This is a genomic window from Shinella sp. GW821-FHT10F02 (assembly GCF_058809275.1).
The window spans coordinates 133,297-159,143 of record NZ_JBXASL010000004.1 but is presented as its reverse complement, the minus strand read 5'-3'; the positions used below and the strand labels follow the sequence as shown (position 1 = coordinate 159,143).

Sequence of the window (25,847 nt, the reverse complement as noted above, 5' to 3'; positions counted from 1 at the left end):
GCTTCGCGCCGCAAATCCTATTCGCTGTCGGCCTTTGCCAGACGCTCCAGCGTCGGCATGGAGGTGATGTTGTAGCCGGCATCCACGTAGTGGATTTCGCCGGTGACGCCGCTCGACAGATCGGAAAGCAGGTAGAGCGCCGAATTGCCGACATCCTCGATGGTGACGGTGCGGCGCAGCGGCGCATTCTTCTGCTGCCAGGAGAGCATGGCGCGTGCATCCGAAATGCCGGCACCGGCGAGCGTGCGGATCGGGCCGGCCGAGATCGCATTGACGCGGATGCCGCGCGGGCCGTAGTCGCCGGCAAGATAGCGCACCGAGGCTTCCAGCGCGGCCTTGGCGACACCCATGACGTTGTAGTTCGGCATGATGCGCACCGAGCCGCCATAGGTCAGCGTTAGGAGCGAGCCGCCTTCCGTCATCAGTTCTGCCGCCCGCTTGGCGATTTCCGTGAAGGAGAAGCAGGAGATGACCATGGTGCGCGAAAAATTGTCGCGCGAGGTGTCGGCGTAAAGGCCCTTCAGCTCGTTCTTGTCGGAAAAGCCGATGGCGTGCACGACGAAATCGAGCTTGCCCCACTTTTCCTTGATCGCATCGATCGTGGAATCCACCGACGCGATGTCCTCGACGTCGCAGGGGATGACGAAGTCCGAGCCGAGCTCGGCGGCAAGCGGTTTCACGCGCTTGCCGAGCGCTTCGCCCTGGTAGGTGAAGGCGAGTTCCGCGCCCTGGCCGGCCAGCTTCTGGGCGATGCCCCAGGCGATGGAGTGATTGTTCGCGACCCCCATGATGAGGCCGCGCTTGCCGTTCATGATCCCCGTCATGCTGGTCATCCGTTGTGGCGCTGGAAGACCAGCGTGGCGTTCGTGCCGCCGAAGCCGAAGGAATTGGAAAGAACGGTGTCGATCTTGGCATTGTCGATGCGCTTGCGCACAATCGGCACGCCGTCGAATTCCGGGTCGAGCTCGGTGATATGCGCGCTCTCGCCGATGAAGCCGGCCTGCATCATCAGGAGGCCGTAGATCGATTCCTGCACGCCGGCTGCACCCAGCGAATGGCCGGTCAGCGACTTGGTCGATTGGATGTGCGGGATCTTGTCGCCGAAGACTTCACGGATCGCGCCGATCTCCTTCGAATCGCCGACGGGCGTCGAGGTGCCGTGCGTGTTGATGTAGTCGACGTCGCCCTTCACGGTGGCAAGCGCCTGGCGCATGCAGCGGATCGCGCCTTCGCCCGACGGAGCGACCATGTCGTAACCGTCCGAGGTCGCGCCGTAGCCGACGATTTCCGCATAGATCTTGGCGCCGCGGGCCTTGGCACGCTCGTATTCTTCCAGCACCAGCACGCCGGCGCCGCCGGCAATCACGAAGCCGTCGCGGCTGACGTCATAGGCGCGCGATGCGGTGGCGGGCGTGTCATTGTACTTGGAGGACATGGCGCCCATGGCATCGAAGAGGTTCGACATGGTCCAGTCGAGATCCTCGTGGCCGCCGGCGAACATGATGTCCTGCTTGCCCCACTGGATCATTTCCGCGGCATTGCCGATGCAGTGCGCCGAGGTCGAGCAGGCCGAGGAGATCGAATAGTTGACGCCGTGGATCTTGAACCAGGTGGCAAGCGTGGCGGATGCCGTGGACGACATCGCCTTCGGCACGGCGAACGGGCCGATGCGCTTGGGCGAGTTGTTCTTCAGCGTGATCTCGGCGGCCTCGATCAGCGTGCGGGTGGAGGGGCCGCCCGAACCCATGATGATGCCGGCGCGCTCGTTGGCGGCGTAATCGGCTTCTTCCAGGCCGGAATCGGCGATCGCCTGCTTCATGGCGACGTGGTTCCAGGAGCCGCCCTGCGACAGGAAGCGGGCCGCGCGGCGATCCACGAGGTCGGCCGTGTCGATGTTCGGCGCACCCCAGACCTGGCACTTGAAGCCGTGGTCGGCGAAATCCTGGGAAAAGCTGATGCCGGAGCGCGCATCGCGCAGCGACGCCGTTACTTCGTCAGCATTGTTCCCGATGGAGGATACGATCCCCAGACCCGTGACAACAACCCGTCTCATGTTTCTGACCTTTATCTAGAACGTCTCGTGGTGAAGGCGGCGTAGGCCGCCGCCTCAGGCTTCCTTGTCCTTGGACAGGCCGACGCGCAGGTCGGATGCCTGATAGATAGTCTCGCCGTCGGCCTTCAACCAGCCGTCGGCCGTGCCGAGCACGAGGCGGCCGCGCATGACGCGCTTGAAATCGATGCCGTATTCCAGGAGCTTCGTGGTCGGGCGGATCATGCCCTTGAATTTCACTTCGCCGGTGGAGAGCGCCATGCCGCGGCCGGGCTCGCCGAGCCAGCCGAGGAAGAAGCCGGTGAGCTGCCACATGCCGTCGAGGCCGAGGCAGCCCGGCATGATCGGGTTGCCCTGAAAGTGGCAGGGGAAATACCAGTCGTCGGGGCGCACATCGTATTCGGCGCGGATATAGCCCTTGTCGAAGGCACCGCCCGTTTCGGAAATGTCGGTAATGCGATGGACCATCAGCATGGGAGGCAGAGGAAGCTGGGCATTGCCGGGGCCGAAAAGCTCGCCGCGGCCGCAGCTCAGAATTTCCTCATAGTTGTAGCTGGATTGCCTGGTCGTCATCGAATGTCTCATCCCCGGTCGCGTAGACGCTTATTGCGTTTAGATTTAGAGCAGCTAAGGCGCGAATTGAAGCACCCCGGACCACCCCTTTTTATCGTCGCGCCCTGGCCGGGCGATACGTTAATTCAGCAGTCCGCATACATGATGCTTGCGGTGACAGCCAGCCTAAATTCGGGCGAGGCAAGCAAAGGCCCCGGTTTTTCCGCCTGTTGCGCGCCTTTCAAGCGCCGTAATCCTATTGAATCCCGGCGGCGCTAAAGTTATATCGAAATATCAAGATTGTTGTTCAAGGCCAGACAAGCGGATCCGTCGCCCATGACGCATGCACACGAGTTGCCCATCGAAGAGCGCCTGCGCCATTCCGGCCTGCGCCCGACGCGCCAGCGCGTGGCTCTCGCCGACCTGCTGTTCGCCAAAGGCGACCGCCACCTGACGGTGGAAGAACTGCACGAAGAAGCGGTTACTGCCGGCGTTCCGGTGTCTCTCGCAACCGTCTACAACACGCTGCACCAGTTCACAGAGGCCGGCCTGATCCGGGTTCTCGCGGTCGAAAGCTCGAAGACCTACTTCGACACCAACGTCTCGGACCACCACCATTTCTTCGTCGAGGGTGAAAACCACGTTCTCGACATTCCGGTGAGCAATATCGCGATCGGCAACTTGCCGGAGCCGCCGGAAGGCATGGAGATCGCTCACGTTGATGTGATCATCCGCCTGCGCCCGCGCAAGCCTTGAGAGCACTCTAAACCCTCACATCACGTCATCCGGATGCCGCCCCGGCCGCGGCCTGTAGACCGGAAACCGCCAGCCGAACCGCAACGCCCCGCCGCGCACGATGAAGGCCGCGCCGATTCCGATTGATGAGGCGAGCCAGAGTGGTACGCCGGCAACGCTCGCCGCCGTGAAGGCAGCGGAGCCGATGAGTGCCGCCGTGACATAGACTTCCGGCCGCAGCAGCACGGAAGGCTCGCCCGCTAGCAGGTCCCGCAGGATGCCGCCGAAACTTGCGGTCAGCACGCCGGTGGTGATCGCGACCGTCGGCGATCCCGTCGCGGCAAGGCCCTTGGCCGCTCCCATGACGCAATAGGCCGAGACCCCCATCGCATCGAGCCAGAGCAGCAGGCGATAGCGCGACTCGATGCGGTGCGCGAGCACGAAGACGACGAGCGCCACCACCACGCAGACGATGAGATAGGTCGGGTTCACCACCCAGAAGACGGGCGTTGCGCCGAGGATCACGTCACGGAACGTGCCGCCGCCGATGCCGGTTGCCGCCGCAAGGAACAGGAAGCCGATGATGTCGAGCTGCTTGCGCGAGGCCGAAAGCGCGCCGGTGGCAGCGAAGACCGCCACACCGGTATAATCGAGCAGTTCCAGGATCGGCACGCTTGTTGTCCTCTTCCATCACAGGCCCGTTCTCGGGCCAAGCCTCGCGACAGCTTTGCCGCGTTAGAGTGCGCGCCCGTGTACCCGGGCAGAATCAGGCAGCGCGCCGGCCCGTCCGCATAATGACCGAATCGCCTGCCATGGAAAGGTTTGAGAGATGGCCATCCGCATCAGAATCCTGGCGCTTGCCTGCGCAGCGCTCGTTTCGACCGTCCTGCCGGTCCGCGCGGCGGAAATCGTGCCGGATGCCATCGCGACGGCGCAGGCCGAGGTCGCCAAGCGCTGCAAGACGCCGATCTACGGCGAGGACTTTTCCGAAACCATCGATTTCAACAATGACAGCCTTCCCGACGCCATCGTCAATCTCGGCGCGGTCAATTGCGACGGCACGCCGGGCGGCCTGTGCGGCAATGTCGGCTGCCCCTATGAATTCTACATCCAGGTGGCCGAGGGCGGCTATTTCCTCGCCGCCAATGCCGATCTCTACGGCTACGAGCTGAAGAAGCGCTACGGCAACATGGTGCTGGAACTGAAGGCCAATGCCGCTAGCTGCGGTCGCGACGATTCCGAATATTGCATCATGACGATCCGCGTGCGCGGCGCCCAGTTCGACACGATCTCGAAAAAATAGCTTCTATTGCGGAAAGAGAGCATGCGTGCGGCCGGCGAGATAGTAGGCGAGCAGGCCTGTCCATTCGCGCAATGCCGTCGTCATCAACTGGCTGTTCGTCGAAGGCTGGCTGAAATCGAAGGTAAGTCCGGCCTGGCCCGTCGTGCGGAAATCCGTCGGCCAGGGCGAGACGTCGATGTCGAGCTTGCGGAACAGACCGACCGAGCGCGGCATGTGGAAGGCAGAGGTCACCAGCAGGCAGCGGTCGAGGCTGTTTGCGGCCAATAGCGCCTTGGTGTTCTCGACATTCTCGAAGGTGGTGCGCGATTCCGTCTCGCGGATCAGCCGGTCGGCAGGAACCCCGAAAGCCTCGAAGAAGCGTGTCGCCACCGCGGCATCGCCCTCATAGTTGCCGCTGAACGAGCCGTCGCCGCCGGAAATCAGGATGCGTGCCGCGGGAAACTCCCGCGCCAGCCGCAGCGTCTCGATGAAGCGATCGCCGGCCTGGTTCATCTCGAAGCCGCCGCGCGCCGCAATCACCTCCGCCTCGATGCCACCGCCGAGCATGATGACGCAGCCGGGTCCGCCGGCCGGTAGCTCCGCCCGCGGGATGCGGTCTTCCAGCACCTGCAGCAGGACCGCGCCGGTCGAGGTGAACAGCGTGACGAAGAGCAGGAGGGCAGCAAAAATATTTGCCGTCGTCCGCAGCCGCTTCCAGCGCATCAGCCCGGCCAGCAGGCCGAACACGACCAGCAGGAGGGCAAGCGACAAGGGCTGGGCCGCGAGCCAGAAGATCTTCGAGGCATAGTAGGTCAAGTGTCACCCGCCCTGTTGTCGTCGTGCGGGCGCTTTCACGCTCTCCCGAGAGCCGGTGTTGTCGCCGCCGCCTTGCCGCGCCGCAGATAGAGGATGCCGGCCGCGATCGCAATGCCGGCGGCGAGAACCGCAATGGCAACGAACGGGCGATAGGCGATCCAGGCAATGGCGATGACGGCCGGGCCGATCAGCAGGGTGAAGATGAGGGCGATCGCCGTCGTGCCGAAGCGCACGATGGAGCCGATGAAGGGCACCACGTCGGCGATCACGCCGAGGATCGACAGGATGAAGGCGAAGCCGACGAAGATGCCGACGAGGCCGCCGACCCGCACCAGCCAGGTGATGATGGTGTTTTCGCTCTGCGCCGCATCGAACATGGCGGGCGCATCGAGAAGACCGGCGTCGCTCAGGAAGAGGTCGCGCCCGTTCGTCGTCTTGTAGGGCGTCAGCCCGCTGCCGCGCTGCGCGCCGACGAAGCTCGCTTCGGAAATGTCCGAGCGCTCGAAGCGGATACGGATATCGCCCACCTGCGGGTCCTCCGGGTTGAAGGAGAAGACGGCCTGGCCGGCAATCGTGGAGACCGGCTTGCCGAGCGTCACCGCCTCGCCCATCCGGTTCGCCTCGATGGCGGTCAGCGGCACGGGGCGCTCGTCGCCGAGGCGGGCGACCGCGCGGCCATCCACGCTGAAGGCGCCGATCGTGGCGGATTTCACCGGAAAGCTCGCATCGTCGATGGGCTTCTGCGGATTTTCATGGCCCGACTGGCGGAAGTTGTTGGAGTTGACCTCGTTGCTCTTCCATTCCTTGTGGTAGGAATAGGTGGTGACCGTTTCCTCGCTGCCGCCAAGCTGCTTGCGCGTCTCCGACTTCGAGGTCTCGATCCACTGGTACATTTCGACGATGCGATTGACGCCGACCGCGCCATCCGCCGAAATGCCGAGCACGTCGTCCTCCGGCACGCCGACCGGCTTCACCGGCCCGGAAATATGCACGAGCTTTCCGTCATTCGCCGGATCGACGCTGCCATTGTCGACAGACACGACGAGCCCCGCGCCCTCGACGAGTGCGCGGTAGGTCTTCACCGACCGGCCCTCGTTCCAGAACAGCAGCCAGATGCAGGCGATGAGAAGGATGAAGCCGACCACGATCTTGATCAGCGCGCCCTTCAGCCTGGAGAACCAGGAAGTGGTCGTCGTTTCCGTAAAGCTCATGTTTGTCCCCCGACAAGGCGTGCGTCCAATCCCTGAGACGCCCGAAAGCCCATGCTTATTCGCGCTTCCTTACCTGCGCAAGCGGGGACATAATCCGGCGGAGGCGAAGGGCAGGGCGTGGAACATCCCGCCGCGCCCTTCGTTCATTGCTGAAATGCGAAGGGAGCACCTCCATGACCGACGACCGCGAAGAAAAAATCCGCAAACGCGCCCACGAACTCTGGCAGCAGGAAGGCCAGCCTGACGGCAAACCCGACGATCACTGGTTTCAGGCCGCCCGCGAAATCGACCAGGGCGACGGCGAAATCGAAGGCGACGACGTCCCCAACCTCGCCGCAGTACGAGAAGCCGCCCGCCAGCACACGGACGCCTTCGTCGTGAAGACCGACCTCGAAGACGCCGACCAGCGCGAGGTGCCAGGCACACGCGAACAGCCGTAGCGTTCCGGCGATTTCAGTTTTTATGGATCAAGGGAAGTTTGGTGGAGCTAAGCGGGATCGAACCGCTGACCTCTTGCATGCCATGCAAGCGCTCTCCCAGCTGAGCTATAGCCCCATAACGGGTCCGGCATGGCCGGTTTTCCGGGAACCGAAGCGGTGTGTCCGTTCGGTGTGCGGCTTATTACTTCCGGTGATCGGAGATGGCAAGCCGAAAAATGACATCCGGCCGGTTTTTTTGAAACCGGCCGGAAAATCAAAAGCTTAAACTTCGTCTTCGTCGCCGGTGACGCCGATCAGGCCGGTCATGTCGTCATCGTCGTCTTCTTCCTGTTCCAGGAAGGTATCGTCCTCGTCGCCATCGATTTCGACGTCGTCGTCGCCGAGATCCGGGATGTCGTCGCCGGCCGCTGCTTCGTCGTCGGCATCCTCGAGCGAGACGAGTTCGACTTCGGTGTTCTCCGTATCGACTTCGTTGACGTCCTCTTCCTCAGCCTTTTCGAGAACGGCGACAGCAGCCGTTTCCTCGAAATAGGACAAGGGATAAGACTTGCCCGTGTAGGGGGAGACGATCGGATCGCGGTTCAGGTCGTAGAACTTCCTGCCCGTTTCCGGATCGATGCGTTTGGTTCCGAGTTCCGCTTTTGCCACAGTCGAAGCCTTCTCTGTGCCGTATGTTTCCGGCGGGGCCGGGTTGCCGGCGCGTTGAACGGTAGAATGATTAGCCGGTCCCCATAGTCGTCTTGGGCAATCCTGTCAAAGCCAAACTTCGGGAGAAAACGGCCGCCGCTCCCGGACGAATGTTTTCCGGCGGGATGATGACGCTTTAAATCGTTTGTGATAGCAAGCCCGCGTTCTCCCCGGGCGATCCTCTCCGGGGAGCGGTGGATGTATATAAGGAAGACGCCCATGTCGCACGGCGCAAGCAGCCGGCCCGCAACCGCCCGCAAATCCTCAGGCCTTTCCGGGACCGTCCGCATCCCCGGCGACAAGTCGATTTCCCACCGCTCCTTCATGTTCGGCGGCCTTGCCAGCGGCGAGACGCGCATCACCGGCCTGCTCGAAGGCGAGGACGTCATCAACACCGGCAAGGCCATGCAGGCCATGGGCGCCAAGATCCGCAAGGACGGCGATACATGGATCATCAACGGCCTCGGCAACGGCGCGCTGCTGGCGCCGGAAGCGCCGCTCGATTTCGGCAATGCCGGCACGGGCTGCCGCCTCACCATGGGCCTCGTCGGCGTCTACGATTTCTCGTCCACCTTCATCGGCGATGCCTCGCTGACCAAGCGCCCGATGGGCCGCGTGCTCAATCCGCTGCGCGAAATGGGCGTTCAGGTGACGTCCGTCGACGGCGACCGCCTGCCGGTGACGCTGCACGGCCCGAAGACCCCGACGCCGATCACCTACCGCGTGCCGATGGCCTCCGCCCAGGTGAAGTCCGCCGTGCTGCTCGCCGGCCTCAACACGCCGGGCATCACGACGGTCATCGAGCCGATCATGACCCGCGACCACACCGAAAAGATGCTGCAGGGTTTTGGCGCCAACCTGACCGTCGAGACGGATGCGGACGGCGTGCGCACGATCCGGCTTGAAGGTCGCGGCAAGCTCACCGGCCAGGTCATCGACGTGCCGGGCGATCCGTCCTCGACAGCTTTTCCGCTGGTGGCGGCGCTGCTCGTGCCGGGCTCGGATGTCACCATTCTCAACGTGCTGATGAACCCGACCCGCACGGGCCTGATCCTCACCTTGCAGGAAATGGGCGCCAATATTGAAGTGTTGAATGCGCGCCTTGCCGGCGGCGAAGACGTCGCGGACCTGCGCGTGCGCTCCTCCGAGCTCAAGGGCGTGACGGTGCCGGAAGACCGCGCCCCGTCGATGATCGACGAATATCCGGTGCTCGCCGTCGCCGCCGCCTTCGCCGAAGGCACGACCGTGATGAACGGCCTCGAAGAGCTGCGCGTCAAGGAAAGCGACCGCCTCTCCGCCGTCGCGATCGGCCTCAAGCTCAACGGCGTGGACTGCGACGAGGGCGAATCCTCGCTCGTCGTGCGCGGCCGCCCGGATGGCAAGGGCCTCGGTAATGCCTCGGGCGCGGCCGTCGCCACCCATCTCGACCACCGCATCGCCATGAGCTTCCTCGTCATGGGCCTCGTCTCGGAACATCCCGTGACCGTGGACGACGCCACGATGATCGCGACGAGCTTTCCGGAGTTCATGGACCTGATGGCGGGGCTTGGGGCGAAGATCGAGGTGAACGATTGACGCTCGCGCGTGGCGATGCCGGCTCATGAATTTACGCCATGCACCTTGCCTCTTGGCATCGCCCCTCGTCTTCCGCTAACACCCTTCATGAAAAACATGTGACACATGGGTGTTCTATGAAAACGATTGCCATCGATGGTCCCGCCGCTGCCGGCAAGGGTACGCTGTCGCGCCGCATTGCGGAGGACTATGGCTTTCATCATCTCGATACGGGCCTGACCTATCGCGCGACAGCGAAGGCGCTGATCGATCGCGGGCTGCCGCTCGACGACGAGGCGGTGGCGGCCGGCGTGGCGCGCAATCTCGATCTCGGCGGGCTCGACCGCACAGTGCTGTCCGCCCACGACATCGGCGAGGCGGCGTCGAAGATCGCCGTGATGCCCTCGGTGCGCCGGGCGCTGGTCGAGGCGCAGCGCGGTTTTGCGGCGCGCGAGCCCGGCACGGTGCTCGATGGTCGCGATATCGGCACGGTGGTCTGCCCCGATGCGGCGGTGAAACTCTATGTCACGGCATCACCGGAGGTGCGCGCGACGCGCCGGCTGGACGAGATCGTGGCGGGCGGCGGGGTGGCTGATTTCGACACGATCCTCGACGATATCCGCCGCCGCGACGAGCGCGACATGGGCCGCGCCGACAGCCCGCTTCGCCCCGCCGACGATGCGCACTTGCTTGATACCTCGGAAATGAGTATAGAGGCGGCGTTTTCGGCGGCTAAATCGATCATCGACGCCGCTCTGAAGCACTAGAACGAAGCCTGTCCCCGCGCCGGATTTGCTGCCTCACGAGGCAGCGGACAAAGCTCCGTTTATCATCAACGCTAACCCCCGGCGCCCGTGTCCGAGTGGCACACCAGGAGTTTTCATGTCTCAAGCAAACCCCACGCGCGAAGATTTCGCAGCCCTTCTGCAGGAATCCTTTGCGTCTAACGACCTGGCCGAAGGCTATGTCGCCAAGGGCATCGTTACGGCCATCGAGAAGGACGTCGCCATCGTCGACGTCGGCCTCAAGGTCGAAGGTCGCGTACCGCTGAAGGAATTCGGTGCCAAGTCCAAGGACGGCACGCTGAAGGTCGGCGACGAAGTCGAAGTCTATGTCGAGCGCATCGAAAACGCGCTGGGCGAAGCTGTTCTTTCGCGCGAAAAGGCTCGCCGCGAAGAGAGCTGGGCCAAGCTCGAAGTCAAGTTCGAAGCCGGCGAGCGCGTCGAAGGCGTCATCTTCAACCAGGTCAAGGGTGGCTTCACCGTCGATCTCGACGGCGCCGTTGCCTTCCTGCCGCGTTCGCAGGTCGACATCCGTCCGATCCGCGACGTCACGCCGCTCATGCACAACCCGCAGCCCTTCGAAATCCTCAAGATGGACAAGCGTCGCGGCAACATCGTCGTTTCGCGCCGTACGGTTCTCGAAGAATCGCGTGCCGAGCAGCGTTCTGAAATCGTTCAGAACCTCGAAGAAGGCCAGGTTGTTGACGGCGTCGTCAAGAACATCACCGATTACGGTGCGTTCGTTGACCTCGGCGGCATCGACGGCCTGCTGCACGTCACCGACATGGCCTGGCGCCGCGTCAACCATCCGTCGGAAATCCTGTCCATTGGCCAGCAGGTCAAGGTTCAGATCATCCGCATCAACCAGGAAACCCACCGCATCTCGCTCGGCATGAAGCAGCTCGAGTCGGATCCGTGGGATGGCATCGGCACCAAGTACCCGACGGGCAAGAAGATCTCCGGTACGGTCACGAACATCACCGACTACGGTGCGTTCGTCGAGCTGGAGCCGGGCATCGAAGGCCTGATCCACATCTCCGAAATGTCCTGGACCAAGAAGAACGTTCACCCCGGCAAGATCCTGTCCACGAGCCAGGAAGTCGACGTGGTCGTTCTCGAAGTCGACCCGACGAAGCGCCGCATCTCGCTCGGTCTCAAGCAGACCCTCGAGAACCCGTGGCAGGCCTTCGCGCACAGCCACCCGGCTGGCACGGAAGTCGAAGGCGAAGTCAAGAACAAGACCGAATTCGGCCTGTTCATCGGCCTCGACGGCGACGTGGACGGCATGGTGCACCTCTCCGACCTCGACTGGAACCGTCCGGGCGAGCAGGTCATCGAGGAGTTCAACAAGGGCGACGTCGTCAAGGCTGTCGTTCTGGATGTGGACGTCGACAAGGAGCGCATCTCGCTCGGCATCAAGCAGCTCGGCAAGGACTCGGTCGGCGACGCCGCTGCGTCTGGCGACCTGCGCAAGAACGCCGTCGTTTCGGCTGAAGTCATCGCGATCAACGATGGCGGCATCGAAGTGCGTCTCGTCAACCACGAAGACCTCACCTCGTTCATCCGCCGCAACGACCTGTCGCGTGACCGTGACGAACAGCGTCCGGAGCGTTTCTCGGTCGGCCAGACCGTCGACGCCCGCGTGCTGAACTTCTCGAAGAAGGATCGCAAGATCCAGCTTTCGATCAAGGCGCTCGAAATCGCCGAAGAGAAGGAAGCCGTCGCACAGTTCGGTTCGTCCGACTCCGGCGCGTCGCTCGGCGACATCCTCGGCGCGGCTCTGAAGAACCGCAACAACGCCGAGTAAGCCTTGCTTGCCTGAAAAATAAGAAGCCCGCGGAGAGCGATCTCCGCGGGCTTTTTCGTTCAGGTCCAGTAGTCGCCGAGTTTTTGGTAGAAGACGAGGCCCGGCTCGATGACGCCGACCATCTCCGCCGTTTTCTCGCGCCGGCGCACCATGTCGGTGGTTTCCGGGGCGGCTTCTTCCGGTTCGTCGCCCGAGGCATTGGGATCCGCATTCTCGCCGTCCCCTTCGCCTTCACCCTCCGCCTGCTCTTCGTCCTTCTCAGTGTCACGGGTTTCGAACCATTCAAGATCCTCTTCCGCCGGCAGGTAGGGCACGAAGGCGAGCGGCACGCCCTCGCGCGGCAAGACCGTTGCTGCAAGCAGCCTCTCGGGCGTCGTATCGACCGCGACGGCGGCCCGGACGGTTTCCCGCGGCTGCGGCAGCGGCACGGCGTCATCCAGTTCTGCCGTCTGGCGCGGCAGGGCCGGGGTCGATTGTGCGGTCTCGGCGCGCATCTTGCCGCCATCGGCGACCGTTTCGGTCTCGACTGCCTGTTCTGCGGCCTGTTCCGGCAGTTCGGTGCTGAGGGGATTCTGGCTCTGCTCCTCCGGCGGATCGATGGGCTGTTCCAGCAGTGCCTGCAGGAACTTCGCCTCTTCCGGCGACAGGTTTTCGACGAGATGGGCGACGGCCTGCATCACGAGTGCTTGCGGCAGGTCGCGCGCCACGGCTTGCGGCACGCTGCGGGCGAGCGCCTGGCCGGCGGCATTGGCGGTCTGCGCCTTGGCGGGTATCTCGTCCCGCTTCATGGCCGGGGCCGCTTTCTGCGTTTCTTCCGTGTCGATGTTGTCGCGGGTAACCGCTTCGGTCGCTTCCACCGGCGGCCGGTCGGCGACCTTGGCGATGGGAGCCGGCACGGGCAGCTCCGTCCGCGTTGTCGTATTTGCTTGAACCGGCAGGCGGTTCGCGCCGGCGAGGGTGGCAGGGCGGGCCAGCTCCGTCTCCACCGCGCGCGCCGTGCTCACGGTCCGCGGCTTGCTGCCGCTGTCGAGATCGAAGATGCGCTTCAGCACGGTCTGGAGGGCGCGCGCATCGCCGGCGATCTGCGTCGCCTGGGCGGTCTGCTGCGGGCCATGGCGGCCGACGGCGGCGAGCTGCTGGGCGGTGAGACCGAGCGGCTTCTGCTGGCGTTCCGCGCCGGCGGTGGGAAGATCGTCGGCATCGAGGCTTGCCGTCAGCAGGGTGGCGAGCTTTTGCGCTTCCGGTCCGTTCGGGTTGCGCACCACCTCGACGAGGCTGCGCGTCGGCATGGCGGAAAGCACGGTGCCGATCAGCTTTTCCACGGCGGGGCGAAGTTCTGGCGGCAGCTTGGCGAGAAGGTCGGCAAGCTTGCGCCCGCCTTCGCCCTCACGGCCGGGCAGGGTCTTCAGCGCGGCAAGCAGCGTCTCGAGCAGGTCGCGGCTCGGGCTCGGCTCGCTCGTGCGCGGCATGTGCTTGAGCATGGTCTCGATGAGGCGCAGCAGCACCTCGGCGCGGAGGTTGGCGAGGGCGGTGGCGGAAAGCTGCGGCTTGACGGCGGCCTCGACGGGGGTGCCGGCCTGAAGGGCGAGGGAGGGCTGTAGTGCCCCGGTCGTAGGTGCCACTCGTGGCAGCATGCCCGCCTCCTGTTCTTCCCGGCCGATGCTATCCGCATCGCAAAGCCTGCCAATGTTCCATCGTTCGTCGGATGGCGCATCATGCGCGACGCTGCGAGGTGATGATCTTCGGCCCGGACGAACCGGGCATTTCTGCGGAGGCGACGGGTAACCCGGCGAAACACTGAACCGCTGCAACTGTGCCGGACGGGCGAGCCCGATATTCCGAACAACTTCCTATCCATTACAATTGGCATTTTATGGTTAACGAATTGCTAACGCGTGCCGAAACGCTTCGCACATGCAGCATTGTTCACCCCGAATTGTCGCGCGAAACGGGCCTTGCCCCTTATGCTCAGCTCGCGTAAATCTTCTCGGCACTGTTGGCCGCCGGTGTTTTGCGGGCCGCGGATGCGGCGGAGACCCCCTCGATGAACCTCACCAATCCCATCCTCAACACCGACAGCTACAAGTTCAGCCACTACCTGCAGTATCCGCCGGAAACGCGCGCGATTTCCTCCTATGTCGAGGCGCGCGGCCATTCCGAGCAGCCGGAAGTGCTGTTCTTCGGCCTCCAGATGTTCCTCAAGGACTACCTGTCGAAGCCGGTCACGCGTCAGGATATCGAAGAGGCCGAAGGGATCGTGACGGCGCATGGCCTGCCGTTCAACCGCGAGGGCTGGGCGCATATCGTCAACAAGCACGGCGGCTTCCTGCCGCTCCTGATCGAGGCGCTGCCGGAGGGCACCATGGTGCGCCGCGGCGTTCCGGTCGTGCAGGTGGTGAACACCGATCCGGCCTGCTACTGGCTGACCTCCTATATCGAGACCTCGCTTCTGCGCGCCATTTGGTATCCGAGCACGGTCGCCTCCAATTCGCGCAAGGTGAAGCAGATCATCCAGCCCCTGCTGGAAAAGACCTGCGACGACCCGGCCGCCGTCCTCCCCTTCCGCCTGCACGATTTTGGCGCACGCGGCACGACGAGCTTCGAGCAGGCGGGCATCGGCGGTGCGGCGCATCTTGTCAACTTCATGGGCACGGATACGGTGAGCGCCGTGCTCTTCGCCCGCCGCTACTATGGCGCGGACATGGCCGGCTTCTCGATCCCGGCTTCCGAGCACTCGACCATGACCTCCTGGGGCCAGGAACACGAGGCGGAAGCCTATGGCAACATGATCGACAAGTTCGGGGCCAAGGGCCTCTATGCCGTCGTCTCCGACAGCTACGACATCAACAATGCCGTCGCGGAAATCTGGGGCAAGCAACTGAAGGAGCGGGTGCAGACAGCCGGTGGCACGCTGGTCGTGCGCCCCGACAGCGGCGATCCGGTGGAGACGCCCGTGCAGGTCGTGCGCCAGCTCGCCTATGCCTTCGGCACGCACCTGAATGCCAAGGGCTACAAGGTGCTCGACGACAGCGTGCGCGTCATCCAGGGCGATGGCATTTCGCCCGCGGATATCGGCCTCATCCTCGGCCGGCTGGAGGCCTTCGGCTTCTCCGCGGAAAACATCGCCTTCGGCATGGGCGCGGGCCTTTTGCAGAAGGTCAACCGCGACACCTATTCCTTCGCCATGAAGGCCAATGCCCGGCAGGATACGGCCGGCGCCTGGCACGACGTCTACAAGCGCCCGGCGACGATGAACCTGAAAGCCTCGAAGGCCGGCCGGCAGGCTGTGGTTACGGGCTTAAGCGGCCTGGAAGCCGCGCGCGTCGACCAGTTGGTCGGCCGCGAAAACCTGCTCCAGCCGGTCTGGCGCGATGGCAAGCTTTTGCGCGACTGGACCTTCGACGAGGTGCGCGCCCGCGCCGCCTGATCCCCTTGCAGACGGGCGTTTGCCGCTCCATCTTGGCTTCGATGACTGGAGACGAGAGATGACGGTACGCCCGCCGCAGGCGCTCGCCCCCTCCTTCACCAAGGACACGGGGCTGAACATCCTGGAATACGAGCTGATGTCGGAACGGGCGGACGCGCTCGGCCGGCATGGGCTGAAGGTCGAGAAGGCGCTGGCGCTGCTTGCCGAGCGCCTCGCCGCCGGCTGCACCGAGCTGGAACGCGAGGACCTCCTGAACGACGCCGCCGACAAGGTCTGGGCCTTCTTCATCCAGCGGGAAATGTGCGGCCTGCGCAGCCAGAAGGATGCGGTCCGCCGCTACGCCATTCCGCCGGAAGTCATCGCCCGGCTCGGCATCGTGCGGCGCAAGCCCTGATCGTCAGGCCACGAGCTGGCGGGTGATGAGGTCGTAGATGCCGTTGTCGTCGACGCGCAGCGTGAAGATTTCCTTCTTGGCCTCTTCCCGTTCCTCCTGCTCGCGCACGCTTGCGGCATCGAGATCGCGAACGGTTTCCGCCGTGATGTCCTTGGCGTCGGTCGGGGCCTTGTCGGATTTCGCCGGCGTCTTCTCGGCAAGTGCCGTTGCCGCGGCACCGGCTGCAAGCAGCTGGATCGTGTCGACCGCGGCTTTTGCCGGGTCGTCCGGTGCCTTGCCGTCCGTCTTGCCCTTCGTCACATCCTCATGGGCGCGGCCGACGGCGTCTTGCAGTTTCTGCACGTCTTCGAGCTTCTCGCCGGCTTCCAGCGATTGGATCGTTTCCTCGCGCTCGGCGCGGGTCTCGGCATCCTCTACGCGGGTCGGGTCGCGCTTTGTGCGGTCGAGCTTGAGCTCTTCGATGGTCTTCGGGTCGGCCGCGTCTTCCAGACGGGCGAGCACCTTGCGCATCTCGGGCGTCAGCGCCTTTTCGTCGCGCGCCTTCTCGGCAAGCGCTTCCTTCACGCGCTCCGCTTCCGCGCCGTAGGGGCTGCGGATCGCCGCGACGAGATCCGCCGCCTTGAGGCCGAGGTCGGAAAGGCCGGATTTGCTTTCCAGCGTCGCCACGTCCGTCGGCAATTCGCTGCGCAGGCGCGTCAGCATGTTGGAAAGGCGTTTTTCGAAATCGGCGTCCGCTTCCTCCTCGCCCTGCTCCACACCGGAGGCGAAGGCGAGGCGGGCGACGAGGTTGGCGGTCTGGTCGTCCGAGGGGCCGGCCATCGCCTGCTTCACGGCGGTCAGCGTCGTGCCGAGCCCGCCGAGCGTCACGTTGAGGGTGCTGCGCTTGGCCGGCAGCGCGATGCCGTCGACGAGCGTCAGCATGTCGGAAAGGCGCTGCGCGAAGGCGCGGGACGTTTCGCCCTCCTGCTGCGTCACGCCGAGCGCGTCGCTGAAGCGGGAGATCAGCTTGGCGAGCGTATCCTCGCCGCGGCCGTTGCTGCCGAAGAAATGTTCGTTGATGCGGGCATTCGCCTGCCGTGCGGTGTCATCCGAACGCAGGGCCGCCGGCTGCAGGACGTCGTCGGTCTTGCGCCCGCTGGTCTTTTCCGCTTCCTCGCGGCGCCGATCCTCGATCGTCTCGACGATCGACTGCATCGCCGAGACGGCGGCGGTGGACTGCGCGCTTTGCAGGGGTGTCAACATGGCAACCTCCAGTCTTGCCGGAGAATAGTCCGCAGGCGATTAACCGAACGTTAAGCCTGTGCCCGTCGGATTTCGGGGGTATCCGGCGGCTGCGGTCGGCAGACGACCGTGACCAGCACGAAGCTGACATAGAGCAGCAGATACCACGAGCCGAGCTTGGTAAAGGGCACCATGTGCCACGTCTTCTGGCCCGGATAGAGCCAGACGCCCGTCGCCGTGCCGATGTTTTCGGCGATCCAGAGAAAGATGCTGGTGAAGAAAGCCGCGAGCACGAGCGGCATCCAGCGCGGCTTCTGCTCGACCGTGTAGTAGATGCGCACCCGCCAGAACAGCAGCACCGTCGCCGCGAAGAGCACCACGCGGATGTCGATGAAAAAATGGTGCATGTAGAAATTGACGTAGATGGCGATCGCCAGGGGCGCCGTCGCCCAGAAGGGCGGATAGTGGGTGAAGCGCATGTCGAAGATGCGGATGGCGCGCGCCATGTAGCTGCCGACCGAGGCATACATGAAGCCGGAAAACAGCGGCACGCCGCCGATGCGGATGAGCGCCTCCTCCGGATAGACCCACGAGCCCATATGGACCTTGAAGATCTCCATGGCCGTGCCGACGAGGTGATAGATCAGAATGACCTTCGCCTCCTCGAAGCTCTCCATCTTGAGCTTGAGGAAGGTGACCTGGATGGCGAGCGCCATCACGAACAGTGCGTCGTAGCGATGGATCGGCCAGTCCGGCTGCCAGACGAGTTTCGTCAGGATGATCAGCGCGAGCATCAGCCCGCCGAACAGGCAGGCCCAGGCCTGCTTCAGCCCGAACAGCACGAATTCGGCGATGCCCGGCGGCAGCGCCGCCAGCCGGCCGCGGATCACGCGGCGCAGCGGCTCCAGCGTCGGCCCGGTCTGGTGCTGCTCCTGCACGAAAAGGTTCAGCTATGCGCGAAAATGTCGGTCTCTTCCCAGCCGATGAGGTCGAGCTTGGCGCGGGTCGGCAGGAAGGCGAAACAGGCTTCCGCATGGGCCAGCCGGCCGTCGCGCACCAACCGGGCGTTCAGCTTGTCGCGCAGCGCATGCAGGTGCAGCACGTCGGAGGCGGCATATTCGAGCTGCGCCGGCGAGAGCGTTTCGGCCGCCCAGTCGGAGGACTGCTGGTGCTTGGAAATGTCGACCTCGAGCATCTCCTTGAGATTGTCCTTCAGGCCATGCCGGTCGGTATAGGTGCGCGTCAGCCGCGAGGCGATCTTGGTGCAGAACACCGGTGTGGTGGTGATACCGAAGGTGTGGAACAGCACGGCGATATCGAAGCGGCCGTAGTGGAAAATCTTCTGGCGCGCCGGATCTTCCAGCATGGCCGTCAGGTTTGGCGCTTCCTTCTGGCCGGCCGCGATGCGGATGACATCCGCCGTACCGTCGCCCGGCGAAAGCTGCACCACGCAGAGCCGGTCGCGCCGCGGGATGAGGCCGAGCGTCTCGGTGTCGATGGCGATGGCGCCGGTGTAGCGGGCCGCATCCGCCGCGGAAATGTCGCCTTCGTGATAGCGGATTGCACTTGCCATGAAAAACCCCATCTAAGCTGCACGATTATCGTGAGGCCTATAGCGCATGTTTCCGGCTCGCGGTACTTCTTTGTGGAAGACGAAGGACCGGCCGCCGGCCGGAAGAGACGATGACGATACGATTGGCCCTTGTCGCCCTGACCCTCCTGTTTGCCCCGGCCGCCGCGCAGGCACAGGTTTTTCATGACCTGCCCGGTGTCGTGACGACACAGGAGCATGAAGCCGAGGAACGGGTGGACTGCACGCCGCGCTACATTCCGCCGCCGGAAAACAGCACGCAGCAGCATTGGGGCCGCACGGTCTATGACTGCACGCGCAGCGGCGTGACCACGACGGGCAGCGGCATGCCGCTGTCGCGCGAGCGCAACCTGCGCGGCCTCGACTGGTAACATTCCCCCATCCATTCTCCGGAGCAGCCATGACCGACGCCCCCCTGCCGCTGGTGATCAGCGCGCCCGAGCCGCGCTCGCTTGATCTGATCTTCACGCGGGAGGCCGCGGCCGAACTGCGCAGCACCTACCGCATCGTGGAGGCCGATCCGGAAAACATCGCCGGACTTTCCGACGACGTGCTCGGCGAGGCGCGCTACATCCTCGGCCAGCCGCCGCTCTCCGCCGAGACGCTGGCGCGCATGCCGAAACTGCGCGCCATCCTCAATGTCGAGAGCAACCTTCTCAACAACATGCCCTACGAGATCCTGTTTTCGCGCGGCATCCACGTCGTGACGACGGGACAGGTCTTCGCCGAGCCGGTCGCGGAACTCGGCCTCGCCATGGCCTTGAACATCGCGCGCGGCGTGATCGATGCGGACGTCGCCTTCCGCGAGGGCAAAGAGCTCTGGGGCGGCGAGGGCAACCAGTCCGCACGCCTTCTGTCTGGCTCCGAAATCGGCATCGTCGGTTTCGGCGATCTCGGCCGCGCGCTGAACCGCCTGCTTTCCGGCTTCCGCGCGAAAATCCGCGTCTTCGATCCCTGGCTGCCGCCGTCGATGCTGCGCGAGGCGGGCGTCGAGCCGGCGTCGCTTTCCGAAGTGCTGGCGATGAGCGATTTCGTCTTCGTTGTGGCTTCTGTGACAAGCGAGAACAAGGGGTTCCTCGGCGCCGAAGCCTTCGCCTCGATGCGCAGGGGCGCGGGTTTCATCCTGCTCAGCCGCGCCGACGTGGTCGATTTCCCGGCGCTGATGGCGGCCGTCGCATCCGGCCATATCGTTGCGGCAAGCGACGTCTATCCGGAGGAGCCGCTGCCGCTCGACCATCCGGTGCGAACGCTTGCCGGCTTCGTGCGTTCGGCGCACCGTGCCGGCGCGCTCGACAGCGCCTTCAAGAAGATGGGCGACATGGTGCTGGAGGATATGGCGCTGATGGACCGCGGCCTGCCGCCGATGCGCTGCAAGCGCGCCGAGCGCGAGACGGTGTCGCGCATGCGCTCGAAGCCGGTGAGCGTCAACTGAAACGAAAAGGCCGTGGCGGTTTCCCGCCACGGCCTTTTGGATTCTTGCGCCTTGGTCAGGCGCGCTTGAGAACCTTGATGAGCACGAGCAGGATCACCGCGCCGATCGTGGCGTTGATGATCGCGGCGAGGATGCCGCCGCCAATGGAGAAGCCGAGCCGGGGAAACAGGAAACCGGCGATGAAGGCGCCGACGATGCCGACGACGATATTGCCGATGAGGCCATAGCCGAAGCCCGAGACGATCAGGCCCGCAAGCCAGCCCGCAATGGCGCCGATGAGGAGGAAAATAAGAATGCTTTCAATGCCCATGGAATGCTCCCTTTGACAGCATCATTCTGTCACTGCTCAATCTGGCAGCCGTTTTCCGGAAAGCAAGGGGCTTTGAAAACTTCTCTTCAGCCGCTCAGACGATGCCGCCGCCCCCGCTCGCCACCGCCGGCCGCTCGCCGGTGACCTTCGCCCGGTAGCCCGCCGCCCGGTAGGTCGCGACCGGATCGATCGCGCCGCCGGACTCCAGCCTTGCCATGGCAAGGATCGGCTCGACATCGGTGCGGAAACCGGCCTTCAGCGTCTCGGAGGCCATCAGCGCATCATTGCCCTCCTGATAACCGAGGAGCGCCGCGCGATCGACGATCAGCCCCTGCGCATAGGCGCGGCAGACCTCCATGGCGCTGCGCATCAGGCTTTCGATCGGGTCGGTGACGTTGTGGCTCTGGTCGAGCATATGCGCCGGCGCAAAGCCTTCGGCCTGGCGCACCTCCGCATCGACCAGCTCGTTGAAGACGAGGAAGAGCCGGTAGGGATCGATCGAGCCGGTATCAAGATCGTCGTCGCCATATTTCGAATCGTTGAAATGGAAGCCGCCGAGTTTCCTGAACTGGATGAGCCGGGCGACGATCATCTCGATATTGACGTTCGGCGCATGATGGCCAAGGTCGACGAGGCAATAGGCCTTGGGGCCGAGTTCCTGGGCGATCAGGTAATTGCTACCCCAGTCCTGCACCACCGTTGAATAGAAGGCCGGCTCGTACATCTTGTGCTCGGTAAAGAGCCGCCAGTCCTCCGGCAGCTCTTTGTAGATGGCCTTCATCGCATCGAGATAGCGCTCGAAGCTTTTCGTGAAATTCGCCTGCCCTGGAAAGTTCGTGCCGTCGCCGATCCACACCGTCAGCGCCTTCGAGCCCAGCGCATTGCCGATGGCGATGCATTCCAGATTGTGCTCGACGGCCTGCTGGCGCGTCGCGGCATTGGCGTGTGAGAGCGAACCGAACTTGTAGGAATGCTCATGCTGCGGCGCATCGGAAAAGGTGTTGGAGTTCATCGCGTCGAAGCCGAGGCCGAGCGCATTGCCCCGTTCCTTCAATTCCTTGAGGTCCGCTACCTTGTCCCACGGAATATGTAAGGAGACCGTCGGCGTCGCGCGGGTCAGCTCCTGGATGACCGCGCAATCCTCCAGCTTGTCGAAGATGTTGCGCGGCTCGCCCTCGCCGGGAAAACGCGCAAAACGCGTGCCGCCGGTGCCGACGCCCCAGGAGGGCACCGCCACCGCATAGGCCGCGACCTTGCGCTTCACCGCATCGATATTGACGCCACGGCGGGCAAGCTGCGCGCCAAGATGCTGATAGTCGCTCTTCAGATCGGCAAGACGCCTGTCGTTCTCGCGCGAAAGCACGTCCTGGGAAATCATCGTCATTGGTCGATCTCCTCAGCGCGTGAAGGACTGGGCATTGCCCGCGTCGACATTGACGATATTGCCGGTCGATTTCGCCGACATATCGGACGCGAGGAAATAGATCGCCTCGGCGATATCCTCCGGATAGACCGACATTTTCAGCATGGAGCGCTCGCGATAATGCGCCTCCAGGTCGTCCGTCTTGTAGGTCGCCGCGCGCTGTTCCTTCCATTCGCCGGTCCAGATTTTCGAGCCGCGCAACACAGCGTCCGGGTTCACCACATTGACACGGATCTGCTCGGAGGCGCCTTCAAGCGCAAGGCAGCGGGCGAGGTGGATTTCGGCGGCCTTCGCCGTGCAATAGGCCGAGGCGCCGGGGGAGGCGGCAAGGCCGTTCTTCGAGGCGACGAAGACCACGTTGCCGCCAGCCTTCTGCCGGCGGAAGATGCGGAAGGCTTCGCGCGAGACGAGGAAATAACCGGTGGCGAGAATGCTGATATTCTTGTTCCAGAGCTCCAGCGTCGTTTCCTCGATGACGGCGGAAGAGGCGAGGCCGGCATTGGAGACGAGAATGTCGAGGCCGCCGAACTCGACCAGCGTGTCGGCAAAGCTTTTCGCCACCAGCGCCTCGTCGGTGACGTTCATCGCGACCGAGCGCACGACATCCTTGCCGTAGCGGCCGGCAAGCTCGTTTTGCGCGGCGGCAAGCGCCGTCTCGTCGATATCGGCGAGCACCACGCAGGCGCCTTCGGCCATCAGCCGGTTGGCCGTTGCCTTGCCGATGCCGCCGGCGCCGCCGGTGACGAGCGCGATGCGGCCGGCGAGGCTCTTCGGCTTCGGCATGCGCTGGAGTTTCGCCTCTTCCAGCAGCCAGTATTCGATGTCGAAGGCCTCCTGCTCCGGAAGGCCGACATAGTCGGAGACGCCGGAAGCGCCGCGCATGACATTGATGGCATTGACATAGAATTCGCCGGAAATCCGCGCCGTCGCCTTGTCCTTGGCAAAGGTGATCATGCCGACGCCGGGCACCAGATAGACCACGGCATTCGGATCGCGCATGGCCGGGCTGTTATCCCGCTTGCAGCGCTCGTAATAGGCGGCGTAATCGGCCCGATAGGCGGTGACGGCATCGACGAGGCCGGCGAGCGTCTTGTCGATATCCGGATTGGCCGGATCGAAATCAATGACGAGCGGCCGGATTTTCGTGCGCAGGAAATGGTCCGGGCAGCTCGTACCGAGGGCCGCGAGTGGTGCCAGATTCCTCGACGTCACGAAGTCGAGCACGGCCTCGCCATCGTCGAAATGACCGACCTTCTTCTCGTCTTCACTGATCATGCCGCGGATGACCGGCATCAGCTTTTCCGCAACCGCACGGCGCTCAGCAGCGGCCAGCACCGGCTTCACCGCGCCGCCAAAGGCCGGCGCCGTGTTGTTGTCCTCGAACCAGGCGATCGCCTTGTTGATGATCTCGATGGTCGTCTCGTAGCATTCCTTCGCCGTATCGCCCCAGGTGAAGAGGCCGTGGCTTTCGAGCACGAGGCCGCGTGCCGTCGGGTTTTCCAGGCAGAACTTTTCGAGCCACAGGCCCAGCTCAAAGCCCGGCCGCTTCCAGGGCAGCCAGCCGATATCGTCGCCGAAAATCTGCTGCGTCAGCTCGCGGCTGTTCTTCGCGGCGGCAATGGCGATGATCGCGTCCGGATGCATGTGGTCGACATGTTTCTTCGGCACATAGGCATGCAGCGGCGTGTCGATCGAGGCGGCGCGCGGGTTGAGGTTGAAGGTGCAGTGGGGGAGGTAGCCCACCATCTCGTCCTCATGCTCCAGGCCGCGATAGAGCCCCTTCAGCGCGTTCAGCTTGTCCATATAGAGCGTGGCAAAACCATCCATCTTGATCGTTCCGACATCACCGCCCGAGCCCTTGACCCAGAGAACCTCGACATCGCCCGCGCCGAGCGGGTCCTTCTCGATGACCTTCGCCGAGGTGTTGCCGCCGCCGTAATTGGTGATGCGCTTGTCGGAGCCGAGCAGGTTGGAACGATAGAGCAGCCGCTCGGGCTCGCTCATCGTCGACGCCTTTGCGTCATCCCACAGGGTTGCAAGGCGTGCGCCCTGGTTCTTCTCCAGCATCGGCATTTCCTCCCGGTGTTTCTCATGCGCAAGGCGATGTTTCTCATTCGCAAGGCTATCGCCGCGCTTGAAGGCATGCTTTCAAATCTCATGGAAACTTCGCGGATGTCAATCACAAACGATCAAAAACAGTCATATTGCGCTGCACAATGAAAAAATATGATTGCTTGTGATTGACATTGCGCGTTCCTGATGGAAGCATTGCCAGCACTGGAGGAACCATGCACGAAAAGGAAAGACATCGGATCATTCTGTCCGCCGTTCAGGAAAAGCCGGTCGTCACCGTGCCCGAGCTGGTGGACCTGACTGACAGTTCCGAGGCGACGATCCGCCGCGATATCGCAGCACTCCATGTGCAGAAGAAGCTGCGCCGGGTGCGCGGAGGCGCTGAGGCGCTCCATCCGCCGCAGTTCGTCGGCCTCGCCGGCCGGCCCTTCACGGTGAACGAGACACTGAACACCCGCCAGAAACAGGCGATCGCCAAGGAGGCGGTTGGGCTCTGCGAGGATGGCGACCCGATCATCATCAACGGCGGCACCACGACGTTCCAGATGGTGCATTTCCTGACCAACCGCCGCATGCAGGTCTTCACCAACTCGTTCAACATCGCCGAACACCTGCTGAAGCATTCGAAGAACACGATCATGCTTTCCGGTGGCACGATCTACCGTGAGCAGAACATCGTGCTCAGCCCCTTCGACAATGACGTGACGCGCAATTTCTATGCGCGCCGCATGTTCATGGGAGCGCAGGGCCTCGGGCCGCTCGGCCTGATGGAGGCCGATCCACTGCTCATTCAAGCGGAACAGAAGCTCATCGACCAGGCCGACGAACTCATCGTGCTGGTCGACTCCACCAAGTTCAAGAAGCGCTCCAGCCTCATTCTCTGCGGGCTGAAGCGCATCGCAACCGTCATCACGGATTCGGGCATCGAGGACAGGGATGCCGCGATGCTGGAGGAGGCCGGCGTCAACCTGATCGTCGCAAACGTTCAGACCGACGCCAAAACGCAGAATGCACCCTCGTCGGCATGACGCCGGCGGGTTGATTTTCACTGGGAGGAAACAGTCGTGAAAATTCTGAAGACATTGCTTGTGACCGCGGCCGTCTCGGTCGCGATGATGGCCAGCGCGCAGGCGGAAACCAAGAAGATCGCCCTCGTCGTCAAGGCGCTCGGCATCGGCTTCTTCGAGGCCGCCAACAAGGGCGCGCAGGAGGCCGCCAAGGAACTCGGCGATGTCGAGGTCATCTATACCGGCCCGACGACGACGACCGCCGAAGGCCAGATCGAGGTGATCAACTCGCTGATCGCCCAGAAGGTCGATGCTATTGCCGTTTCGGCGAACGACACGAATGCGCTGGTGCCGGCCCTCAAGAAGGCCATGGACCGCGGCATCAAGGTCATCTCGTGGGATTCGGGCGTCGCGCCGGAAGGTCGCTCGATGCACCTCAACCCGTCCTCGAACCCGCTGATCGGCAACATGATCATCAAGCTCGCTGCCGATAACCTGCCGGATGGCGGGGACGTCGCCGTGCTCTCGGCCACGGCCACCTCGACCAACCAGAATGTCTGGATCGAGGAGATGACCAAGGTTCTGCCCAACTATAAGGGCATCAACGTGGTTGCCACCGTCTATGGCGACGACCTTGCCGACAAGTCCTATCGCGAGACGCAGGGCCTCATCCAGTCGCATCCGAACCTGAAGGCGATCATCGCGCCGACCTCCGTCGGCATCGTCGCCGCCGCCCAGGCCGTCACCGACGCCGGCAAGATCGGCCAGATCAACGTCACGGGCCTCGGCCTGCCGTCCGAAATGGCCGGCCATGTGAAGTCGGGCGCCTCCAAATCCTTCGCGATCTGGAACCCGATCGACCTCGGCTACTCCGCCACCATGATCGCCTATGACCTGATCGGCGGCGCGGAAGCCAAGCCCGGCGCGGAACTGAAGATGGGCCGCATGGGCACCGTCAAGCTCGACGATAAGAACGAAGGCGCCATGGCCGATCCGTTCATCTACGATGCCAAGAACGTCGAAGAGTTCGCCAAGATCTTCTGATCTGGCGGC

General features: G+C 63.7%; 26 protein-coding genes and 1 tRNA gene. 12 read left to right on the top strand and 15 right to left on the bottom strand.

The genetic code is table 11. The annotated features are described in order from the left end of the window. Positions 1-17: 17 nt before the first annotated feature. From fabI to fabA, 3 genes are read right to left on the bottom strand one after another with little or no spacing between them, the layout of a single operon-like run. Positions 18-824 (bottom strand): enoyl-ACP reductase FabI, encoded by an 807-nt coding sequence (gene fabI / locus AC1RWL_RS13905; protein WP_493095021.1) that lies wholly within the window; start codon positions 822-824, stop codon positions 18-20. Positions 825-829: 5 nt separating this feature from the next. Beyond that, positions 830-2,053, bottom strand: coding sequence for a beta-ketoacyl-ACP synthase I (gene fabB / locus AC1RWL_RS13900; protein WP_256117817.1), 1,224 nt, complete (start codon positions 2,051-2,053; stop codon positions 830-832). A 54-nt stretch (positions 2,054-2,107) separates the two neighbouring features. Then, positions 2,108-2,623, bottom strand: coding sequence for a 3-hydroxyacyl-[acyl-carrier-protein] dehydratase FabA (fabA, locus tag AC1RWL_RS13895; protein ID WP_256117816.1), 516 nt, complete (start codon positions 2,621-2,623; stop codon positions 2,108-2,110). A 315-nt stretch (positions 2,624-2,938) separates the two neighbouring features. Between fabA and irrA the strand changes: the two genes are divergently transcribed. Continuing rightward, a complete protein-coding gene (gene irrA / locus AC1RWL_RS13890; RefSeq protein ID WP_256117815.1) occupies positions 2,939-3,358 on the top strand; it encodes an iron response transcriptional regulator IrrA in 420 nt (139 codons plus the stop codon). Positions 3,359-3,373: 15 nt separating this feature from the next. Here irrA and AC1RWL_RS13885 read toward each other — a convergent pair whose 3' ends face one another. Next, positions 3,374-4,009: a trimeric intracellular cation channel family protein gene (locus AC1RWL_RS13885; RefSeq protein WP_493095020.1), complete on the bottom strand. Its 636-nt coding sequence runs from the start codon at positions 4,007-4,009 to the stop codon at positions 3,374-3,376. 157 nt (positions 4,010-4,166) lie between these two features. Between AC1RWL_RS13885 and AC1RWL_RS13880 the strand changes: the two genes are divergently transcribed. Beyond that, entirely contained in the window at positions 4,167-4,640 is a 474-nt protein-coding gene (locus tag AC1RWL_RS13880; RefSeq protein ID WP_493095019.1) for a hypothetical protein, read from the top strand. Between the two features lie 3 nt (positions 4,641-4,643). On the opposite strand, the gene AC1RWL_RS13875 is transcribed toward AC1RWL_RS13880, so the two are convergent. After that, positions 4,644-5,435: a YdcF family protein gene (locus AC1RWL_RS13875; protein WP_493095018.1), complete on the bottom strand. Its 792-nt coding sequence runs from the start codon at positions 5,433-5,435 to the stop codon at positions 4,644-4,646. Positions 5,436-5,470: 35 nt separating this feature from the next. Further along, a complete protein-coding gene (locus AC1RWL_RS13870) occupies positions 5,471-6,646 on the bottom strand; it encodes a TMEM43 family protein (protein ID WP_493095017.1) in 1,176 nt (391 codons plus the stop codon). 173 nt (positions 6,647-6,819) lie between these two features. On the opposite strand from AC1RWL_RS13870, the gene AC1RWL_RS13865 reads away from it, so the two are divergent. After that, the gene (locus AC1RWL_RS13865; RefSeq protein WP_413818659.1) at positions 6,820-7,086 is read left to right on the top strand and encodes a DUF2934 domain-containing protein; all 267 of its coding nucleotides are present in this window, start codon (positions 6,820-6,822) and stop codon (positions 7,084-7,086) included. A gap of 39 nt (positions 7,087-7,125) precedes the next feature. Here the strand turns inward: AC1RWL_RS13865 and AC1RWL_RS13860 are convergent. Beyond that, positions 7,126-7,201: transfer RNA gene (locus tag AC1RWL_RS13860), tRNA-Ala, on the bottom strand. Positions 7,202-7,347: 146 nt separating this feature from the next. Beyond that, positions 7,348-7,734, bottom strand: a complete 387-nt coding sequence (locus AC1RWL_RS13855; RefSeq protein WP_256117808.1) for a TIGR02300 family protein — start codon at positions 7,732-7,734, stop codon at positions 7,348-7,350. A gap of 258 nt (positions 7,735-7,992) precedes the next feature. Between AC1RWL_RS13855 and aroA the strand changes: the two genes are divergently transcribed. The 3 genes from aroA to rpsA all read left to right on the top strand — a co-directional run bounded on the left by aroA (position 7,993) and on the right by rpsA (position 11,916). Further along, positions 7,993-9,348, top strand: coding sequence for a 3-phosphoshikimate 1-carboxyvinyltransferase (gene aroA / locus AC1RWL_RS13850; protein ID WP_493095016.1), 1,356 nt, complete (start codon positions 7,993-7,995; stop codon positions 9,346-9,348). A 116-nt stretch (positions 9,349-9,464) separates the two neighbouring features. Beyond that, positions 9,465-10,094: a (d)CMP kinase gene (gene cmk / locus AC1RWL_RS13845; protein ID WP_493095015.1), complete on the top strand. Its 630-nt coding sequence runs from the start codon at positions 9,465-9,467 to the stop codon at positions 10,092-10,094. A gap of 115 nt (positions 10,095-10,209) precedes the next feature. Beyond that, positions 10,210-11,916, top strand: a complete 1,707-nt coding sequence (gene rpsA, locus AC1RWL_RS13840; protein ID WP_256117804.1) for a 30S ribosomal protein S1 — start codon at positions 10,210-10,212, stop codon at positions 11,914-11,916. A 59-nt stretch (positions 11,917-11,975) separates the two neighbouring features. On the opposite strand, the gene AC1RWL_RS13835 is transcribed toward rpsA, so the two are convergent. After that, entirely contained in the window at positions 11,976-13,550 is a 1,575-nt protein-coding gene (locus AC1RWL_RS13835) for a hypothetical protein (protein WP_493095014.1), read from the bottom strand. Between the two features lie 410 nt (positions 13,551-13,960). Between AC1RWL_RS13835 and AC1RWL_RS13830 the strand changes: the two genes are divergently transcribed. Together AC1RWL_RS13830 and AC1RWL_RS13825 are read left to right on the top strand one after the other, a co-directional pair. Further along, positions 13,961-15,343: a nicotinate phosphoribosyltransferase gene (locus AC1RWL_RS13830; protein WP_493095011.1), complete on the top strand. Its 1,383-nt coding sequence runs from the start codon at positions 13,961-13,963 to the stop codon at positions 15,341-15,343. Positions 15,344-15,401: 58 nt separating this feature from the next. Next, the gene (locus AC1RWL_RS13825) at positions 15,402-15,737 is read left to right on the top strand and encodes a DUF6665 family protein (RefSeq protein WP_256117800.1); all 336 of its coding nucleotides are present in this window, start codon (positions 15,402-15,404) and stop codon (positions 15,735-15,737) included. Positions 15,738-15,740: 3 nt separating this feature from the next. On the opposite strand, the gene AC1RWL_RS13820 is transcribed toward AC1RWL_RS13825, so the two are convergent. From AC1RWL_RS13820 to AC1RWL_RS13810, 3 genes are read right to left on the bottom strand one after another with little or no spacing between them, the layout of a single operon-like run. Next, positions 15,741-16,979 carry a hypothetical protein gene (locus AC1RWL_RS13820; RefSeq protein WP_493095010.1) on the bottom strand — a complete coding sequence of 413 codons (1,239 nt, stop codon included), beginning with the start codon at positions 16,977-16,979 and terminating at the stop codon, positions 15,741-15,743. A 50-nt stretch (positions 16,980-17,029) separates the two neighbouring features. Beyond that, positions 17,030-17,896 (bottom strand): DUF817 domain-containing protein, encoded by an 867-nt coding sequence (locus AC1RWL_RS13815; RefSeq protein WP_493095009.1) that lies wholly within the window; start codon positions 17,894-17,896, stop codon positions 17,030-17,032. An 8-nt stretch (positions 17,897-17,904) separates the two neighbouring features. Beyond that, positions 17,905-18,531, bottom strand: a complete 627-nt coding sequence (locus AC1RWL_RS13810; RefSeq protein ID WP_493095008.1) for a ribonuclease D — start codon at positions 18,529-18,531, stop codon at positions 17,905-17,907. A gap of 110 nt (positions 18,532-18,641) precedes the next feature. Here AC1RWL_RS13810 and AC1RWL_RS13805 point away from each other — a divergent pair, with 110 nt between their 5' ends. Together AC1RWL_RS13805 and AC1RWL_RS13800 are read left to right on the top strand one after the other, a co-directional pair. After that, the gene (locus AC1RWL_RS13805; protein WP_493095007.1) at positions 18,642-18,920 is read left to right on the top strand and encodes a hypothetical protein; all 279 of its coding nucleotides are present in this window, start codon (positions 18,642-18,644) and stop codon (positions 18,918-18,920) included. A gap of 29 nt (positions 18,921-18,949) precedes the next feature. Then, positions 18,950-19,981, top strand: coding sequence for a hydroxyacid dehydrogenase (locus tag AC1RWL_RS13800; RefSeq protein ID WP_493095006.1), 1,032 nt, complete (start codon positions 18,950-18,952; stop codon positions 19,979-19,981). Between the two features lie 55 nt (positions 19,982-20,036). On the opposite strand, the gene AC1RWL_RS13795 is transcribed toward AC1RWL_RS13800, so the two are convergent. The 3 genes from AC1RWL_RS13795 to AC1RWL_RS13785 form a co-directional block, all read right to left on the bottom strand. Next, the gene (locus AC1RWL_RS13795) at positions 20,037-20,291 is read right to left on the bottom strand and encodes a GlsB/YeaQ/YmgE family stress response membrane protein (protein ID WP_256120773.1); all 255 of its coding nucleotides are present in this window, start codon (positions 20,289-20,291) and stop codon (positions 20,037-20,039) included. A 94-nt stretch (positions 20,292-20,385) separates the two neighbouring features. Next, positions 20,386-21,675 carry an L-rhamnose catabolism isomerase gene (rhaI, locus tag AC1RWL_RS13790; RefSeq protein WP_493095005.1) on the bottom strand — a complete coding sequence of 430 codons (1,290 nt, stop codon included), beginning with the start codon at positions 21,673-21,675 and terminating at the stop codon, positions 20,386-20,388. Positions 21,676-21,687: 12 nt separating this feature from the next. Then, positions 21,688-23,781 (bottom strand): bifunctional rhamnulose-1-phosphate aldolase/short-chain dehydrogenase, encoded by a 2,094-nt coding sequence (locus AC1RWL_RS13785; RefSeq protein ID WP_493095004.1) that lies wholly within the window; start codon positions 23,779-23,781, stop codon positions 21,688-21,690. Between the two features lie 221 nt (positions 23,782-24,002). Between AC1RWL_RS13785 and AC1RWL_RS13780 the strand changes: the two genes are divergently transcribed. Together AC1RWL_RS13780 and rhaS are read left to right on the top strand one after the other, a co-directional pair. Then, positions 24,003-24,815 carry a DeoR/GlpR family DNA-binding transcription regulator gene (locus AC1RWL_RS13780; protein WP_256120770.1) on the top strand — a complete coding sequence of 271 codons (813 nt, stop codon included), beginning with the start codon at positions 24,003-24,005 and terminating at the stop codon, positions 24,813-24,815. 36 nt (positions 24,816-24,851) lie between these two features. Beyond that, positions 24,852-25,838 (top strand): rhamnose ABC transporter substrate-binding protein, encoded by a 987-nt coding sequence (rhaS, locus tag AC1RWL_RS13775; RefSeq protein ID WP_493095003.1) that lies wholly within the window; start codon positions 24,852-24,854, stop codon positions 25,836-25,838. Positions 25,839-25,847 lie beyond the last annotated feature (9 nt).